The organism is Tamlana sp. I1 (assembly GCF_015355625.1).
Lineage (GTDB): Bacteria > Bacteroidota > Bacteroidia > Flavobacteriales > Flavobacteriaceae > Pseudotamlana.
The window spans coordinates 36,691-54,077 of the sequence record NZ_JACLAF010000013.1 but is presented as its reverse complement, the minus strand read 5'-3'; the positions used below and the strand labels follow the sequence as shown (position 1 = coordinate 54,077).

Below are 17,387 nucleotides of genomic sequence, written 5' to 3'. Positions count from 1 at the left end.
AAATCAAATAATTATGGAAAATTCAAAGGATAATCATAAAAAGGGAAGTTATAAAACTTTCTTTTTAATGTTGGCTTGCTCTTTTGTAGCAATGTATATAACGATGTATTTAAATACGTATGCAATAGATCATGTTTGGTTTAGCTTAACACGTTTCTATATGACCTGTTTAGGGATTTCTACAATGGCAGTCATTATGTGGTTTTTTATGCGAAAAATGTATAATGATAAAAAAAAGAATATAGCAATACTTGCAGGAAGTTTTATCCTGTTTGTAAGCGCATTAGGTTTAGTAAGAACGCAAGCTCCAATAATTGGTGATGTACTCTGGATGAAAGCCATGATTCCACATCATTCTATAGCCATTTTAACAAGTGAAATGGCAGATATAAAAGACCCAGAAGTTAAAAAATTGGCTGAAGATATCATTAAAGCACAGCGTAAAGAAATAGAAGAAATGAAAGGAATGATAAAACGATTAGAAAATGAAAAATAATAAAATAGTGATATACATAGGCTTAGTTGCCACTGGTCTATTGTTGGGATGGTTGCTTTTTAGTGGTTCGTCTAAACAAGAAAAAGTTCATAATCACGATGAGGTTGCAGAAACCAATCAAATGTGGACCTGCTCAATGCATCCACAAATTATGCAACCTGAACCGGGCGATTGCCCTATTTGTGGTATGGATTTAATTCCTGCCGAAGCTGGAGCAGATGGTTTACTTGCAGATCAATTTAAACTTACTGAAAATGCGATGGCATTGGCTAATATTCAAACTACAGTTGTAGGTAAAGATTTAACAGCTGATGGAATCGTTAAACTATCAGGTAAAATAGTAGAAAACGAAGAAACCAATGTTGTTCAGGTCAGTTACTTTTCTGGTAGAATAGAACGCTTAAATATTAGTTTTACAGGTGAAAAAGTGCGTAAAGGACAATTGTTGGCTTCTATTTATTCGCCAGAACTGTATGCAGCACAACAAGAATTGATTACTGCAGCTTCCTTAAAAGAGTCACAACCTACCTTGTACAAAGCGGTACGTAATAAATTAAAACTTTGGAAACTTTCTGAAAACCAAATCAACCAAATAGAAACGTCAGGTAAAGTCATTGAAAATTTCCCTGTACACGCCACGGTTTCAGGTACAGTTACCAAAAAATTGGTAGAACAGGGAGATTATATTAAACAAGGGCAAGCTTTGTTTAATATAACAAACCTAAATACGGTTTGGGCAAACTTTGATGTGTATGAAAATCAAATTGAACAATTTAAAAAAGGTCAAGAAATTAATGTGATTTCAAACGCTTACCCTAATAAAGATTTTAAAGGAAAAGTTGACTTTATTGATCCTGTTTTAAATACTAATACACGTACTATAGATTTACGAGTAGTTTTAAATAACAAGGAAGCCCTTTTTAAGCCAGGTATGTTTGTAACCGCAGAAATTAAAAGTGGTAAAGCCAATTCCAATGAAACCATAACCATTCCAGCTTCAGCAGTGCTTTGGACAGGCGAACGCTCTGTTGTATACATCAAAACATCACCTAATGAACCTGTTTTTGAATTGAAAGAAGTGACTTTAGGTAGTAAAATAGGTGCTAATTATGAGGTGCTAGAAGGGTTGAGTAGTGGTGATGAAATAGTAACCAATGGCACATTTACAGTTGATGCAGCAGCACAATTACAAGGTAAAAAATCTATGATGAATAAGCATGGTGGTAAAACAATGACAGGTCATGAAGGACATTCAGGAATGGAAAAAAATAATTCCAGTACCGAAAATGAGCGTTCTGGTATAAATAAACGTGTAACTGTTTCAGAGAAATTTCAAGAACAATTAAAAGCTGTGTTTAACGACTATATCAAATTAAAAGATGCGTTAGTAAAAGATGACTCAGAAGGAAGTTCCAAAACAGCATCCTCATTATTATCTAGTTTAAGTCGGGTAGATATGAAATTGCTTAAAGGTGAGGCGCATAATCATTGGATGTCACTAATGAAAGAAATAAAACCCTCTGCAACGTCCATTTCTAAAACCTCAGATATAAATGAGCAAAGAAACCATTTCAAACACCTCACAACACAACTAATAACTGCAGTACAGCTGTTTGGGGTTAATGAGAAAGTTTATGTGGAATTTTGTCCGATGGCAGATAACAATAATGGTGCATATTGGTTGAGTAGAGAAAAAAAAGTAGTTAACCCATATTTTGGTAGTGCCATGATAACTTGCGGTGAAGTAAAACAAGTCATAGAATAATAAATTAAGTAGTAATAATTAAATTTTAAAACAATGAAAGTAATTTTAAGCGTAGCGGTAATAGCAGCATTAGGTTTAACAAGTTGTAAAGACGAAACCAAAAAAGAAATAGATACTCCAACTACTGAAATGTCAAAGGAAATGGCATATACAGACATATCCTTTGGTGTTAGAGGTAATTGTGGTATGTGTAAAAATACCATTGAAAAGGCGGTCAATAGTGTAGAAGGTGTTGCAAGTGCTAACTGGGATGTTGATAAGAAAAAAATTGACGTTTCTTTTGATGAAAGCAAAACGGATGCCATGGCAATTCATAAGGCCATAGCAGCTTCAGGTTACGACACCGAAAAAGTTGCAGGTAGTGAAGAAGCCTATAAGGAATTGCCAGGTTGTTGTCAATACGATCATGAAATGATGATGAATCAATCTGGAGATAAAAAGGAAGAAGGGCATTCAAATCACGATCATTAATTTTATATTTTAAGAGTCTTTTTCGGAAGGCTCTTTTTTTATTCCCCACAACACAAAACCCAGCATTTTGCGAAAAGCAAAACACCTCTGTCTTTTGTGTTGTTCCCCGCGCCACCGCAATGTTGTTTTTATATCACGGTATTTGTAGCCACCGCGCAAATAGCACATTACTTTTTTTAGCTCGACCTGTCTCGAGCCGCCAGGTCGAGCTAAAAAAAGCAATAAGCTATTGCCAAAAACCAAAACAAATACAGCGCCATAAAAACAACCCCAAGCTATATTTACATAACGGGTAGTTATAGTAGCAAACGGCACTTTTCAAAGGTTTGCTATCGCAGTGTTAATGCATTTTGTAGCTATAACTGGTATTATGTAAAATATCCACACAGCCAACGCTCACTTACGAACATTAAATCACATTTTGAACTAACATTAAACATCAGTAAGTTTTAAGGATTACGTTATTTGAAATTAATATTCGTTATCTCATTCAAGCTGCACAAAACCATCGCTAAGCCTGTGCTGAGCCCAGTCGAAGTAGGCAAGTATTCGTTATCTCAAGTCTTTGTTTGTTTCATGTCGCTAACAAATATTAAAAGCCACTTTTCCCCACCACCCAAGTCAGCGGTTTTAAAAAAATAGGTTTAAGAAGCTCACGTTTACTATGGCACATTACTTTTTTAACCAACAATTTTATATGTAAATAGTAAGGTTAAAAAAGTAATAAGCCATTTTAAAGTTGTCCGGTATAAGTACCTTAATTATAAGCTAGGCTAAGGCCTAACAATACAATTAAGCTACCCATACACACGCACCACCCAACCCTAAATCCATTGTAATAAACCTATTTTTTTAAGAGTTAATTCCCCAGAAAAGTTTGATGTTTTATTGGCTATACAACGGCAAAGTAAATTATAATTATTTAGAGATATAAAATAAAAAAGGTAGCAAATATATGTGGCTACCATCAGCCACCGCACAAGGCTATAAAGGTCAAGCCCTACGGGTTTTGAATAAAACTTTTTTCACAGTATTTCTTCTATTTCATTAAACATTTTTACTCAAAAAAACTTTGACTCAAAAACCTTGACAGCCTTAGCCACGCCTCAATAGTGGAGGCTATCTTTTTTCTTTTTCAAAAAAATATTGGCGCGAAGCGTAGCAATTAATTTTAAATTGTATAGCTATGTCAAGTTTTGAAATCAAGACGCACCAAATCGGAAGAACCTACTCAAACCCACATTTTTTTATTTTGAATAAAGGTCAAAACAGTGGAAAACCGTTAGAGCAGCCATGCCCAAATTGTTTTGTGATTATTACAACTTCAGAAGAAGTTAAAAACAGTCTCTATCATTTAACTATGATGCTTCAATTAGGGCAATATTTTACATATTATCTAAAGGGAAGTGTGATACCTTTTATAACCATAAAAGATTGTTTAAAAACAATAAACAAAGCCTTTAAAATGAATAATGTGGCACTAGAAAAACAACTTAAAACCATGCAAATATTAAATCAAAAAGAAGCAGAGTATCTTTTTATGCATCAAAAAATCCAGCAACTTAAACTGGCTTATATAAGGGGTGTTTTTAAAAAAGTAATATAATAGCAAAAAAAAAGAGACTTTTAAGGAGTCTCTTTTTTTGTTTTTCTTTTCAATCTAATCTGAATAATCTGGTACACTTTTTTCAATACTAAAGATGCCATAAAACTCACCATAGCACCAAACACAGCCATGATAAATGTGGTTACAAATTGATCGGATCCAATATTGGGCAATGCCGAAAAAACCGTTCCACCAATAATAGTGTGTTTAGCATGTAAATCGAAATAGGACATCTTTACTGTTAATAATAATTAAGTGAATTCTATTTTGGGGAATCCATGTTTTGAGCTCCCGTATCTGTGTTGGTAGTATCTGTAACCGCAGTCTGACTAACAGCCGTGGCAACCGTTCCTGCAACTGTTAGATAGGTGGCAATTGTAACCACTAAGGCGGGTAATGAAATTGGCGCAGATAGAATGGCTCCACCTGCAGCAGCTAAACCGAGGCCAATATTTCGTAGTACTTTAAAAAATTTCGGTGTAGGTCCTGTTAATCTTTGAATAATCGTCATGGTCTTATGATTTTATAGTGATTGTTAATGTGTCGTTGCCATCGAGATGCTGGTAACATAACGATATCAATTTGGAGTGTAAAGCTTTTGATAAAGCACCCTTGCCGATACCAGATAAGTGCGTAACCGGAGCGATACAACCCCGAAGGTCTTTTTTAGCATCATTACCAGGATGAATTAAAATGAGTTTTCTATTTGAAACATCAATAAGTTGTAAGTGATGTTTAAACTTGGAAGAATACCTTTTTTTAACCGTGTAAGTGCCTTCCTTTATGCACGATATGTTTCTTTCGTTATCATGCCATGGCAACTCAATAGTAAATCCTAGAAATGTGTTATTAAAGAAGAGTGCACCGTTGGTGCCCTCTTCAAAATAGGTTCTGTGTAAGATTAACATAACCTATACTGTATCAATAGTAGCCACCATAAGGGCATTATACGAACCGTTTTTTAGTGGGTACATTTGTCCGTTCACTTCCTGAAAAAACTCAATCCCCACAACCTGTAAAACAGGTAAAACAGAGTTAGCTGAAACATCTGCGCTTAAATTAATAGCTGCTGTGTCAGCGCCATCATACGGTAAAATAGCCGTTTCATCACTTTCAAAAGTTGAGGTTTCATTTACGAAATCTAATTCAGCAGCACCAGAAACCACTTTAAAATGCGTAGTGCCATTAGGAGCAGCAATTCGAATAGTAGGAGCGAAGGGTGCTAAATCGGTGGTAGCAGTACCAGATACACGATCAAAAGCCGTAACAAACGGAGCAAAAAGAGTAGCACCAAGTTTGGCATTGGTGTTAAAATTGAACCCCTCTAAAACAGCCATGTTACCATCTTGAATGGTACGTGCACCACGTGGATTAGTTGGGTCTGTTTTAACAACAGCCAATAGGTTTTTTGTCAAACGACTAACCACTTGTTTGTCCTTAGCATTCTGTAAAAGAATACGAATCGCATTTCTTATAACCTTGCCGCCTTTTCCCGCGCGACCAAATTCCGAACCGTTTTCACGAGTTCTTTGAAATGCGGGGTCAGTAGCAATTCTACTTGCATCAACACCGCCTTTAGCACGAGCTAAATGCCCATCTGCACTTTTGTAAAAGGAAATATCTCCGATAGTTCCCTTTAATTTAATAATACCTGTTTGTTTTGCCATAATATTTAATATTTTAAATTCTCAACAAAACACAGTAGATTTATAGAACAAATCAAAAAAGTGAAGTCATCCATGCCGTTAGTGAATACTTCTTCCGAATAAGAATATGGATTCCTCAACCTAACAGTACGGATAAAGCATAGATAAAGTACAAATGAAGATAATTAGAGCTTGCATATATCCAAAGGACATTCAGCGTATCACTGGCAGAAGTGAACGCTACGGACGCAAGTTATTAAACGACATAAAAATTTACCTGGGCAAAGACCAACATCAATTCATTACCGTTGAAGAATTCGCAGACTACACGGGCATAACTAAAGAGATAGTTAAAGAGTATTTATAACAACTTTAATACAGTTTGTATGATTCTAGTGCCTTTTGTTTCGTATCTTTATTGAGTATTGAAGTTCAAAATACTTCTAAACTATTACAAAGTATATGTGTGCTATTCGGTTACCTTTTTATTAGTATAAAAATAAACCTAGCGCTATAAAGGGCTTACAACAAGGGGTACAATCCCTTCGCGGTCACGGATAAATAAAAAAGCTTCACGTCAAATCAAGTTTACTTGAATTTGTAAGTGAGGCTTTTTTATTTTCAACACGGAGTGTTGAGGGATATGCAATCCCTTTGTCAAATCAAGTTTACTTGAATTTGTAAGTGAAGCTTTTTTATTTTCAACACGGAGTGTTGAGGGATATTTAATCCCTTTATCAAATTTTTCCTAAAAACATCAATAAAACTTGCTACTTTAATTAATTTAATTCTTTTTTTCTTATTAGTAGGGTCTTCGAGCGGAGTCGAGAAGCAAATCAGCATTATAAACAAAATCAGTTATTAAAAGCATAACACCTCTCTTAATCCCTCCTTATTAGGAGGGAAACTGTTGAGTTAGCGTTTTTTTCTCTAAAAAGCGGGGACTAAGGGGTGTGTTTTTAATGGGGTAACGCTCCAATACCACAAGCAAGAATAAAAGCCCAATTTTCCAAGTTTCGTTTTATGTTATATCGGATCTTCAATCGGAGTAGGGTCTTCAATCGGAGTCGAGAAGCAAATCAGCATTATAAACAAAATCAGTTATTAAAAGCATAACACCTCCCTTAATCCCTCCTTATTAGGAGGGAAACTGTTGAGTTAGCGTTTTTTTCTCTAAAAAGCGGGGACTAAGGGGTGTGTTTATAATAGATATCTTTCCCATACCACAACCAAGAACAAAACCCCAAATTTACAAGTCTCGTTTTATGTTATATCGGGTCTTCAATCGGAGTAGGTCTTCGGAGTCGAGAAGCAAAACCAAAACCCACTACACTTTAACAAGTTTCAGTAAATCTATTTCAGGAGTAATTCGTATTTTTAGAGATTCATACTTTTTATATTTTAATACAGGAGTACTCGATTTATGACAGATCAAAAACAACAATTAGAACAACAACTCTGGAACATTGCCAACACCCTACGAGGGAAAATGGATGCCGATACTTTTAGAGATTATATACTAGGTTTTATTTTTTACAAATACCTCAGTAAAAAAATGGAACTCTACGCTAACGAAATGCTAGAAGCAGACGGTATTACCTTTGCCGATGTAGAAGGACACGAGCAAGAAGCCGAATTAATGGAGGCTTTAAAAGATGCGGCTTTAGATAAGCTGGGTTACTTTTTAGCCCCATCGGAACTGTTTTCGGAGTTGGCACGCCGTGGTAATGCAGGCGGTAAAAACCAATTTATATTAGGTGATTTATCTAAAGTACTTACGCATATCGAGCAAAGTACCATGGGATCGGAGAGTGAAGACGATTTTGGAAACCTCTTTGAAGATATCGATTTAACAAGTTCTAAGCTTGGGAAATCTGAAAACGATAAAAACGAACTCATCGTAAAAGTACTAGCGCATTTAGACCAAATCGATTTCGATTTACAAAATACCGATAGCGATGTGCTAGGGGATGCCTACGAATATCTTATTGGGCAATTTGCTGCTGGCGCAGGTAAGAAAGCAGGAGAGTTTTATACACCACAGCAAGTCTCTAAAGTATTATCTAAGTTGGTAACCGTTGGTAAAAACCAATTAAAATCGGTGTACGATCCAACCTGTGGTTCAGGCTCGTTGTTATTGCGTGTGGCTAGCGAGGTGGAACATGTATCTGGGTTTTACGGTCAAGAAATGAACCCAACCACCTACAACTTATGCCGCATGAATATGATCATGCACGATGTGCATTACAATAAATTCGACATTAAAAACGATGACACCCTAGAGAAACCACAGCACGAAGATTTACGTTTCGAGGCGATCGTTGCTAATCCGCCATTCTCGGCAAAATGGAGTGCAAGCCCCTTATTTATGAGTGACGAACGTTTTTCTGCTTACGGAAAACTAGCACCAAGCTCTAAAGCCGATTTCGCTTTTGTACAACACATGATTCATCAATTGGCCGATAACGGCACCATGGCCATCGTATTACCACATGGTGTATTGTTTAGAGGTGCTGCCGAAGGCCACATTCGTAAATATTTAATAAAAGACCGTAACTATCTAGATGCAGTAATTGGTTTGCCTGCCAATATTTTTTATGGTACCAGCATCCCGACCTGTATTTTAGTATTTAAAAAAGAACGCAAAAACAAAGACAAGGTATTGTTTATAGATGCTAGTGCACATTTCGAAAAAGTAAAAACACAAAATGTTTTACGCGAAGCAGACATTGATAAAATAGCAGATACTTATACAGCCTACACCTGTCATCCTGAGCAAAGCGAAGAACCTCACCCAGCTATCGATAAATACAGCTACGTGGCCACTTTAACCGAAATAAAAGAAAACGACTATAACCTAAACATACCACGTTATGTGGACACCTTTGAAGAAGAAGAACCTGTAGACCTAATTGCTGTGTCTGCCGAATTAAAGCAACTAGACCAAGACATGGCAAGCGTAGATGCAACTATAGTCGATTTCTGTAAACAATTAGGGATAAATACGCCGTTTTAATGAGGGATACTGCAGAACAACACAAAACGTCATTGCGCAGTCATAGCGAGGAACGAAGCAATCTCAAGCAATCTGCCCAACGTATTCCTAAATTACGATTTAAGGAATTTGATTATGATTGGATAAATAGTACGATAGGTAATATCTGCAGTATGAAGGCAGGTACTTATGTAAAAGCATCAGAAATTTATGATGAAGAATTAGAAGGAATGTTTCCATGTTATGGAGGGAATGGTTTAAGGGGGTTTACGAAAGTTTTTAATCAAGAAGGAAAATTCACTTTAATAGGACGACAAGGCGCTCATTGTGGAAATGTAAAACTTGCTAAAGGTAAGTTTTATGCTACTGAACATGCTGTTGTTGTATCATTGAGTAATAAATATGATACAGATTGGATTTTTTACTTGTTGTACAAATCTAATTTGAATCAGTATTCTACTGGTTTAGCTCAACCAGGTTTATCTGTTAAAAATCTGGAAAGTGTTGGCGTAATATTCCCCTCCCTCCCCGAACAACAAAAAATAGCCTCCTTTTTATCTGCGGTAGATGAAAAAATACAGCAGCTCAACAAAAAGAAGGACTTGCTCGAGCAATACAAAAAAGGTGTGATGCAACAACTGTTTTCAGGCAAACTACGCTTCAAAGACGAAAATGGAAATCCGTATCCTGATTGGGAGAAGAAACGGTTGGGGGAAGTTGCAGAACGCATCAAGACTAAAAACAAAATAGATAATCAAAATGTGTTAACAATTTCAGCTCAATTAGGGTTAGTTAGTCAGTTAGAATATTTCAATAAATCAGTTTCAGCAAAGAACTTAATGAGTTATTATTTATTAGAAAAAAATGATTTTGCTTATAATAAAAGTTACTCAAATGGTTATCCAATGGGAGCAATTAAAAGGTTGAAAAGATATGACTTGGGTGTTGTTTCAACATTATATATCTGTTTTAGATTTAACAATGACGTTTCTCTAAATTTTATGGAGCAATATTTTGAAAGAGGTTTACAAAATAAGGAAATTGAAAAAGTAGCACAAGAAGGAGCTCGTAATCACGGGTTGTTAAATATTGGAGTAAATGATTTTTTTGAAATTGATATAAAATTGCCTTCAATTCAAGAACAACAAAAAATAGCAACCTATTTATCAGCTATCGACACCAAAATAGAAACTGTAAACCATCAAATAACGCAAACGCAAAGCTTTAAAAAGGGGCTGTTGCAGCAAATGTTTGTGTAGGAACGTCACTGCGAGGCACGAAGCAGTCTCATGGCTAGGAACACGGATCATGAGATTGCCGCGCTGTGCTCGCAATGACGGTTGGGGCCGCGCTGGGCTCGCAATGGCAGTTGGGTCTTCGCAATGACAGTAATGAATGACGCGTATGAAACCAGGATATGTATACATAATTACGAATAAAAATAACACCACTTTATATATTGGTGTGACTAATAATTTAATAAGGCGTATACAGGAACATAAAGAAAAGCATGATAAAAAATCGTTTAGTGCGCGGTATAATTTAAGTAAGTTGGTGTATTTTGAAACCTTTCAAATGATAGGCGATGCCATAGGCAGAGAGAAACAACTAAAGGCGGGAAACCGGGCTAAAAAAGTAGCCTTAATTGAGGAGGAGAATCCGGAGTGGTTGGATTTGTATGATGAGGCGATGTAACCGTTACTGCGAGGGAGGATCGACCGTGGCAGTCTTTTGAAACGGAGACGTCATTACGAGCGTAGCGTGGTAATCTCATGACTAGGAACACGGATCGAAAGATTGCTTCGTGCCTCGCAATGACAGTAGGAAGGCACACCATTTTATGGAACCCACAAATAACCCGTAATTCTCAAATTTTAAACTCAAATACCTGATTTTCATAAAAAACACCTATTTTTCAGCTATATTTAAATATCTAGAATTCTTATAAAACGAATGTAAATACTCAAGTAGTTTAAAACCAAGTCTTTAAAAAGGGGTTGCTGCAGCAAATGTTTGTGTAGGAACGTCACTGCGAGGCACGAAGCAGTCTCATAACACATAAGATTGCCGCGCTTTGCTCGCAATGACGGTTGGGGCCGCGCTACGCTCGCAATGACTAACTCGCAATGACAGTATGAAACCCAATTGGCAAAACGAACCCTTGTGGAAACAATAGAATTATGAGTCGTCAGTCAGAATTAACATTAGAAAATAACCTAATCACCCAACTCAATGGTTTGGGCTATCAGTCGGTTACTATACCAGATGGCGACGCTTTAGTTTCTAATTTAAAAACGCAGTTAGAAACCTAATACAAAGAGGCTGTTTTAGCAAATGTTTATGTAGGGTCGTAGTATTAAGAATGAGAAATATGAAAAAAGCATATCATATATATAAATTATATTGTACTTTTGCAGTAACAGTACACACCACGCTACCCGTTAGATCAGCGTCCCAGGGTGTGTCTTTTGCTTTTAATACGGTACATAAAACATCTATTTTGCCGTATGTTTAATAAGCCTCCATTAACACTTTCCAAACAAGTCAAGCAATTACAAGACCGCGGGTTAATTATAAAAAGACCACTTGTTGCCGAGAAATACCTTATAAATATTAGCTATTACCGATTGGGCGAATATTGGTATGTAATGCAACATGATAAAATAAATCACCTATTTAAACCCAATAGCAGGTTTGAAGATGTTATTGCTCTTTATAATTTCGATGCCGAATTACGCTTATTGCTTTTCGATGTTATCGAGAAAATAGAAATTAGTTTACGCACAAAACTGGTCTATTACCTGTCACATGAAATTGACCCATGGTGGTTTCAAAACTTCGAATTGTTTAGCGATAGTAAAGCCTTAGTAAAAACATTAGCAAGTCTTGAAGAAGAAATAAATAGAACAAAAGATGTTTCAATAAAAAACCACAGTAAAAAACATAAAGATGACGGCAGATTTCCGCCTGCATGGAAATCACTAGAACAAACTAGTTTTGGAGCGCTTTCTAAACTGTATGGAAACTTGAAAAATGATATTACGGCTAAAGATCAAATTGCTAAAGACTTTGGTGCAGTTAATCATACGTATTTACCAAGTTGGCTACAATCTATAGCGCAAATACGCAACTTTTGTGCGCATCATTCGCGTTTGTGGAATAGAAATTTACCTGGTACGGTAAAATTATTATCAAAACCTCCAAATCCGTGGATATTAGATTCCAAAAACATTCCTAAGCAGCACGAGTTTAGCAAATTGTATGTTCATATGTGTTTAATGAAGTACATATTAAACACCATTTTACCTACCAATGAGTTTACTGAAAAATTAGATCACTTATTTGTAAAATACCCCAATGTAGATCCCGATGCCTTAGGTATGAAACCCAATTGGCAAAACGAACCCTTATGGAAACAATAGAATTATGAGTCGTCAGTCAGAATTAACATTAGAAAATAACCTAATCACCCAACTCATTGGTTTGGGCTATCAATCTGTTGCAATACCAGATGGCGACGCTTTAGTTTCTAATTTAAAAACACAGTTAGAAACTTTTAATAAAGCGTCTTACACCAATAAAGAATTCGATGGCATCTTAAACCACCTCGCTAAAGGCAATGTGTTCGATAAGGCAAAAACACTACGGGATCGCTTTAGTTTTACTAACGAAAACGAAGAAGCGGTTTATGTCCGGTTTTTCGATTCGGAAAATTGGCACAATAACCAGTTTCAAGTCACCAATCAAATCACCCAAGACGGTACCTTTAAAAACCGATACGATGTTACTCTATTGGTAAATGGTTTGCCTTTGGTGCAAATAGAATTAAAGCGTAGGGGTTTAGAGATGAAGGAAGCTTTTAATCAAATAAACCGTTACCAAAAACATTCGTTTTGGAGCAACCATGGGCTGTTTCAATATGTGCAACTATTTATAATTAGTAATGGCGGAAACACGAAATACCTAGCTAATAACGCCATGCAATCTGTAAAACAAACCTTCTTTTGGGCAGATGCCAACAATAAAAACATTACCGAGTTAACAGCATTTTCAGCATCGTTTTTAAACCCAGACCATTTGGGTAAAATGATAGCGCATTACATTGTAATTAACGAAACGCATAAAATATTAATGGTACTTAGACCGTATCAATATTATGCTACAGAAGCACTTATTAATCGCGTAAAAACCAGTACCGATAATGCGTATATATGGCATACTACAGGTTCTGGAAAAACACTAACCTCGTTTAAGAGTAGTCAAATTTTAATGGATTTACCCGAAGTGTATAAAGTGGTTTTTGTGGTAGATCGTAAAGATTTAGATTACCAGACCATGAAGGAGTTTAATGCCTTTAAAGAAGGTAGTGTAGATTCTACAGCCAATACCACCAGTTTAGTCGATCAGTTTCTAGGTACTTTTAAAGACAAAAAGGGTCATGCTAAAGATTCAGATTTAATAATAACCACCATACAAAAGTTAAACAATGCCATTTCGGGGCATTACCGTTCGCAGTTAGAACATTTAAAAAACGAACGCTTTGTTTTTATATTCGACGAATGTCACCGCAGTCAGTTTGGAGAGACACACGGAAGGATTACAGAGTTCTTTTCCCAAAGTCAGCTGTTCGGGTTTACAGGAACGCCAATTTTTGCAGATAACGCTTCTAAAAACGATTTAGGAAAACGCACCACTAAAGATTTGTTTGGCGACTGTTTACATAAATATGTCATTACCGATGCCATTCGCGATGAGAATGTACTGCGTTTCGGCATAGAATATTACAGTGTATTTAAGCATAAAAACAAACATCAGTTCGACCTCATGGTCGAAGACATCGATAAAACAGAAGTATTCGAAGATTCAAAATACATAGCATCTATTGCCGATTATATTATTGCCCATCACGACCGTAAAACATTTTCTAAAGATTATTCAGCATTATTTGCAGTAAGCAGTATTGATGCCGCGATAAAGTACTACGAGGTGTTTCAGAAAAAGAAAGCGGCAGGCGAACACGATTTACGCATAGCCACCATTTTTACCTTTGGCGCAAACGAAGATGATAACGATGCGCAAGATTATATTCCAGATTATGAACTTCCTGATGCTGCAGAACCTGAAGCCGTCTATCAATCTAGCCACACTAGGGATAAATTAGAGAGTTTTATAGCCGATTACAACCACATGTACGGCACCAATTACACCACTAAAGATGGGAAGTTGTTTGAAGGCTATTTTAAAGATATTAGCAAGCGTTTAAAAGAACGTGAGAAAAAATCATTTAACGATGAGAAAGACCGTTTAGATCTCGTTATTGTAGTAAATATGATGCTTACCGGTTTCGATGCGAAAAAGGTAAACACCTTATATGTCGATAAAAATTTAAAACAACACGGTTTAATTCAAGCCTTTTCACGTACCAATAGAATATTGGGCGACCAGAAATCTCAAGGAAATATTTTATGTTTTCGAAATCTTAAAAAAGCTACCGATGATGCCATTACATTGTTTTCTAACAAAGATGCTATTGAAGTGGTTGTTATGCCCGAGTTTGAAGATATCGCCAAGAAATTCGATGAAGCTTTTGATGGTTTAAAAGCGATTACGCCAACCTATCAAAGTGTAGACGATTTAATTGATGAAAATGAAGAAGCTGCTTTTGTACAAGCCTTTAGAAGACTGATGCGTAATTTAAATGTGCTACAATCGTACACCGATTTTGACTGGAAGGATATGCCTCTAGACTCACAAGAATTTGAAGATTATAAAGGCAAGTATCTGGATTTGCACGAAAAAGTAAAGCGTAATGCAGAAAAAGAGAAAGTCTCTATACTTGATGATATCGATTTTGAATTGGAGTTAATTCATCAAGATAAAATTAACGTCGCTTATATCATTCAATTACTCGCTAATCTTAAAGAAGACAAAACAACAGGAGCTGCAGCTAAGAAAAAAGCCATTCTAGACTTATTAGGAGGCGATATCAAGCTAAGAAGTAAGCGCGAACTTGTCGAAAAATTTATAGAGGAAAACTTACCACATATTTCAGATTCTAATACCGTTGGGGAAGCCTTTAATAATTATTGGAAAGAACAAAAAGTATTGGCGCTAGGTAAAATTTGTGAAGAAGAAAATTTAGATAAAGCCCAATTTAAAGCCTTGATAGATGCTTATATCTACAGCGGAAAACAACCCATAAGAGACGATGTTTTTAAATGTTTAGATAGCCGACCAAGTATTTTAAAAGCCAGAAGCATAGGCGAACGTATACTAGATAAAATGAAGCATTATGTAGAAGTGTTTATACAAGGCATGCAGGCTTAAATTTTGGTGCGTTTTTATTCTTTTTATGTTCGATATTTTTCCGAAAGTGTCGTGTTCACAGAGTCTACAGGTTTTCAAAACATAAGCGTTAAAAAGTCAAAAATCAAAAAAAATGGATTATTTAAACTTCCCCTAAGAACATCAATAAAACGTGCTCCTCCCTTGGTTTTTTGAAGGGAGGAAAATTTCGATTTACTCGAAATTAGGAGGTTTAAAAGCAATAAAGGTATAAAGATTTTCAACTCCCGAACAGTAGGTGTTTTTTTTGTAAACTCAAGAATTTGTTTTGCTTCTCTAATTAATCTAAAATAATAAACAGTGAGCTAAAAAGTGCTCCCTAATGCTTTACATTAAGGTATCGCAACACACTATGTAGCATGCCTCATGCGACAAATGTTTCATGTTTCTACGTATTTGTAATAGGTTTTATTTTATACCCTAAAAGGTGTAAATATTATGGTTTTGAAAATTTTGTACCCATAAGGGTATAATTTTAAAATGTTTTACTATATTGCACCCATAAAGGTATAATGTAATGGAGTGGGATAGAGAAAATACAATAGCTCAATTTATAAGGGCTAGACGAAAACAAGCAAATTTAACACAAGTAGAGTTGTCAGACTTTACAGGAGTAGGCTTGCGTTTTTTACGTGAACTCGAACAAGGAAAACCAAATGTAATGGCCGATAAAGTAAATCAGGTGCTATTATTTTTTGGGCACACACTAACACCAAAACCTATAAGCGATGAGGCAAGGAGAAATCTGGGTAAATAAAACCTTAGCTGGTATATTAACCGAGGACGATAACGGCTATCAATTCAAGTATGAAAACACATACCTAGAAAATGAAAACGCATTAGCAGTAAGTCTTTCATTACCATTACAGAAAGAACCCTTTAGCGCTGAATACCTATTCCCATTCTTCGACGGTCTAATTCCAGAAGGGTGGTTGTTAGACATCGTACATAAAAATTGGAAAATAAATCCAAGAGACCGCATGGGGTTGTTGTTAACCACGTGTAGAGATTGTATTGGCAATATTAGTATTATAGAGAAAGTATGAGCTACTGTTTATCATGTCATAAAAAACTAGAAGATGGTGATATAAACTACCATCAAAGCTGCCTAGCAGCGTTTTGGAAAGAAGATACACCTGTATTAAAATTAGAGTATGAGACGACTCAAATCGAAGCTTTAGCAAAAGAAAACGTGGCACAACGCATTATTGTAACTGGGGTGCAACCAAAACTATCATTAGGTTTTACACAAGAGAATGCTCAAAATAGGTTAACCATTGTAGGTGCATTAGATGGTAAGTATATTTTAAAACCACCATTTCATATGTACCCACAAATGCCTGAAATTGAAGCCTTATCGATGTTATTAGCAAAAGCTTGTGGGATAGCAACAGTGCCTTTTTTGTTAATCCCATTAAAAGATGGTGCTTTAGCCTATTTAACAAAGCGGATTGATCGCACGGCCAATAACGAAAAGCATCCGATGGAAGATGCATGCCAATTTACAGAGCGTCTTACCGAACATAAATACCGTGGGTCTTACGAGCAAATAGCAAGAGGTATTATTACCTATGCACAAAACCCATTATTGGATGCAGTAAAGTTTTACGAGCAAGTTATTGTGTCTTTCCTTATTGGAAATAACGATATGCATTTAAAAAACTTTTCACTCCTTGCAAAGGACAGTAAAAACTATGCCTTGTCACCAGCCTATGATATGGTAGCAGTGACGTTATTAATCCCAGAAGATCCAGAAGAGTTAGCATTAAACCTCAACGGTAAAAAGCGTAAAATAAAGCGTAAAGATTTTAACGAAGCCATGACCAAATCGCAAATTCCTGCTAAAGCGATTGATAACCTGTGGAAACGAATAGAAAAAGGCATGAAAGAATGGCAAGAATTAATTAATAGTAGTTTTTTAAATAATGAAAACAAAAGTGCTTTAATAGCAGTGATAGAAAATAGAGCGAAACAATTAGAACTATCTCATTAAAATTATTTTGAATTTAATGAACGCAAAACTATTTCAGTCGGTCAACAAATTACATTAAGCTATGTTTTTC

General features: G+C 35.9%; 17 protein-coding genes. 13 read left to right on the top strand and 4 right to left on the bottom strand.

What is annotated here, in order from left to right:
• The first annotated feature begins 13 nt into the window (after positions 1-13).
• The 4 genes from H6X70_RS12930 to H6X70_RS12915 all read left to right on the top strand — a co-directional run bounded on the left by H6X70_RS12930 (position 14) and on the right by H6X70_RS12915 (position 4,338).
• Entirely contained in the window at positions 14-496 is a 483-nt protein-coding gene (locus H6X70_RS12930) for a DUF305 domain-containing protein (RefSeq protein ID WP_194768117.1), read from the top strand.
• Positions 486-2,261 carry an efflux RND transporter periplasmic adaptor subunit gene (locus tag H6X70_RS12925; protein ID WP_194768116.1) on the top strand — a complete coding sequence of 592 codons (1,776 nt, stop codon included), beginning with the start codon at positions 486-488 and terminating at the stop codon, positions 2,259-2,261. Before H6X70_RS12930 ends, H6X70_RS12925 begins: the two co-directional genes overlap by 11 nt.
• Before the next feature lie 33 nt (positions 2,262-2,294).
• A complete protein-coding gene (locus H6X70_RS12920; RefSeq protein WP_194768115.1) occupies positions 2,295-2,732 on the top strand; it encodes a heavy-metal-associated domain-containing protein in 438 nt (145 codons plus the stop codon).
• A 1,186-nt stretch (positions 2,733-3,918) separates the two neighbouring features.
• Positions 3,919-4,338, top strand: coding sequence for a DUF6943 family protein (locus H6X70_RS12915; RefSeq protein WP_194768114.1), 420 nt, complete (start codon positions 3,919-3,921; stop codon positions 4,336-4,338).
• 20 nt (positions 4,339-4,358) lie between these two features.
• Here H6X70_RS12915 and H6X70_RS12910 read toward each other — a convergent pair whose 3' ends face one another.
• From H6X70_RS12910 to H6X70_RS12895, 4 genes are read right to left on the bottom strand one after another with little or no spacing between them, the layout of a single operon-like run.
• Positions 4,359-4,571, bottom strand: a complete 213-nt coding sequence (locus H6X70_RS12910; protein WP_194768113.1) for a hypothetical protein — start codon at positions 4,569-4,571, stop codon at positions 4,359-4,361.
• 29 nt (positions 4,572-4,600) lie between these two features.
• A complete protein-coding gene (locus H6X70_RS12905; RefSeq protein WP_194768112.1) occupies positions 4,601-4,849 on the bottom strand; it encodes a hypothetical protein in 249 nt (82 codons plus the stop codon).
• A 4-nt stretch (positions 4,850-4,853) separates the two neighbouring features.
• Positions 4,854-5,246 carry a DUF5675 family protein gene (locus tag H6X70_RS12900; RefSeq protein WP_194768111.1) on the bottom strand — a complete coding sequence of 131 codons (393 nt, stop codon included), beginning with the start codon at positions 5,244-5,246 and terminating at the stop codon, positions 4,854-4,856.
• A 3-nt stretch (positions 5,247-5,249) separates the two neighbouring features.
• Complete coding sequence (locus H6X70_RS12895; protein ID WP_194768110.1) at positions 5,250-6,005, bottom strand: hypothetical protein; 756 nt, start codon at positions 6,003-6,005, stop codon at positions 5,250-5,252.
• A 1,402-nt stretch (positions 6,006-7,407) separates the two neighbouring features.
• On the opposite strand from H6X70_RS12895, the gene H6X70_RS12890 reads away from it, so the two are divergent.
• From H6X70_RS12890 to H6X70_RS12855, 9 genes are all read left to right on the top strand, one after another.
• Positions 7,408-9,000 (top strand): type I restriction-modification system subunit M, encoded by a 1,593-nt coding sequence (locus tag H6X70_RS12890; RefSeq protein WP_194768109.1) that lies wholly within the window; start codon positions 7,408-7,410, stop codon positions 8,998-9,000.
• The gene (locus tag H6X70_RS12885; protein ID WP_194768108.1) at positions 9,000-10,238 is read left to right on the top strand and encodes a restriction endonuclease subunit S; all 1,239 of its coding nucleotides are present in this window, start codon (positions 9,000-9,002) and stop codon (positions 10,236-10,238) included. The genes H6X70_RS12890 and H6X70_RS12885 overlap by 1 nt, the downstream gene beginning before the upstream one ends.
• Before the next feature lie 145 nt (positions 10,239-10,383).
• The gene (locus tag H6X70_RS12880) at positions 10,384-10,674 is read left to right on the top strand and encodes a GIY-YIG nuclease family protein (RefSeq protein WP_194768170.1); all 291 of its coding nucleotides are present in this window, start codon (positions 10,384-10,386) and stop codon (positions 10,672-10,674) included.
• A 485-nt stretch (positions 10,675-11,159) separates the two neighbouring features.
• The gene (locus tag H6X70_RS16980) at positions 11,160-11,291 is read left to right on the top strand and encodes a hypothetical protein (protein WP_262893309.1); all 132 of its coding nucleotides are present in this window, start codon (positions 11,160-11,162) and stop codon (positions 11,289-11,291) included.
• Positions 11,292-11,486: 195 nt separating this feature from the next.
• Entirely contained in the window at positions 11,487-12,401 is a 915-nt protein-coding gene (locus tag H6X70_RS12875) for an Abi family protein (protein WP_194768107.1), read from the top strand.
• A 4-nt stretch (positions 12,402-12,405) separates the two neighbouring features.
• On the top strand, positions 12,406-15,306 hold the full coding sequence (locus tag H6X70_RS12870) for a type I restriction endonuclease subunit R (RefSeq protein ID WP_194768106.1): 2,901 nt from the start codon (positions 12,406-12,408) through the stop codon (positions 15,304-15,306).
• 535 nt (positions 15,307-15,841) lie between these two features.
• Complete coding sequence (locus H6X70_RS12865; protein ID WP_194768105.1) at positions 15,842-16,081, top strand: helix-turn-helix domain-containing protein; 240 nt, start codon at positions 15,842-15,844, stop codon at positions 16,079-16,081.
• Positions 16,053-16,370 carry a HipA N-terminal domain-containing protein gene (locus H6X70_RS12860; RefSeq protein ID WP_194768104.1) on the top strand — a complete coding sequence of 106 codons (318 nt, stop codon included), beginning with the start codon at positions 16,053-16,055 and terminating at the stop codon, positions 16,368-16,370. Before H6X70_RS12865 ends, H6X70_RS12860 begins: the two co-directional genes overlap by 29 nt.
• Positions 16,367-17,317 (top strand): HipA domain-containing protein, encoded by a 951-nt coding sequence (locus H6X70_RS12855; RefSeq protein ID WP_194768103.1) that lies wholly within the window; start codon positions 16,367-16,369, stop codon positions 17,315-17,317. The genes H6X70_RS12860 and H6X70_RS12855 overlap by 4 nt, the downstream gene beginning before the upstream one ends.
• Positions 17,318-17,387: the final 70 nt, after the last annotated feature.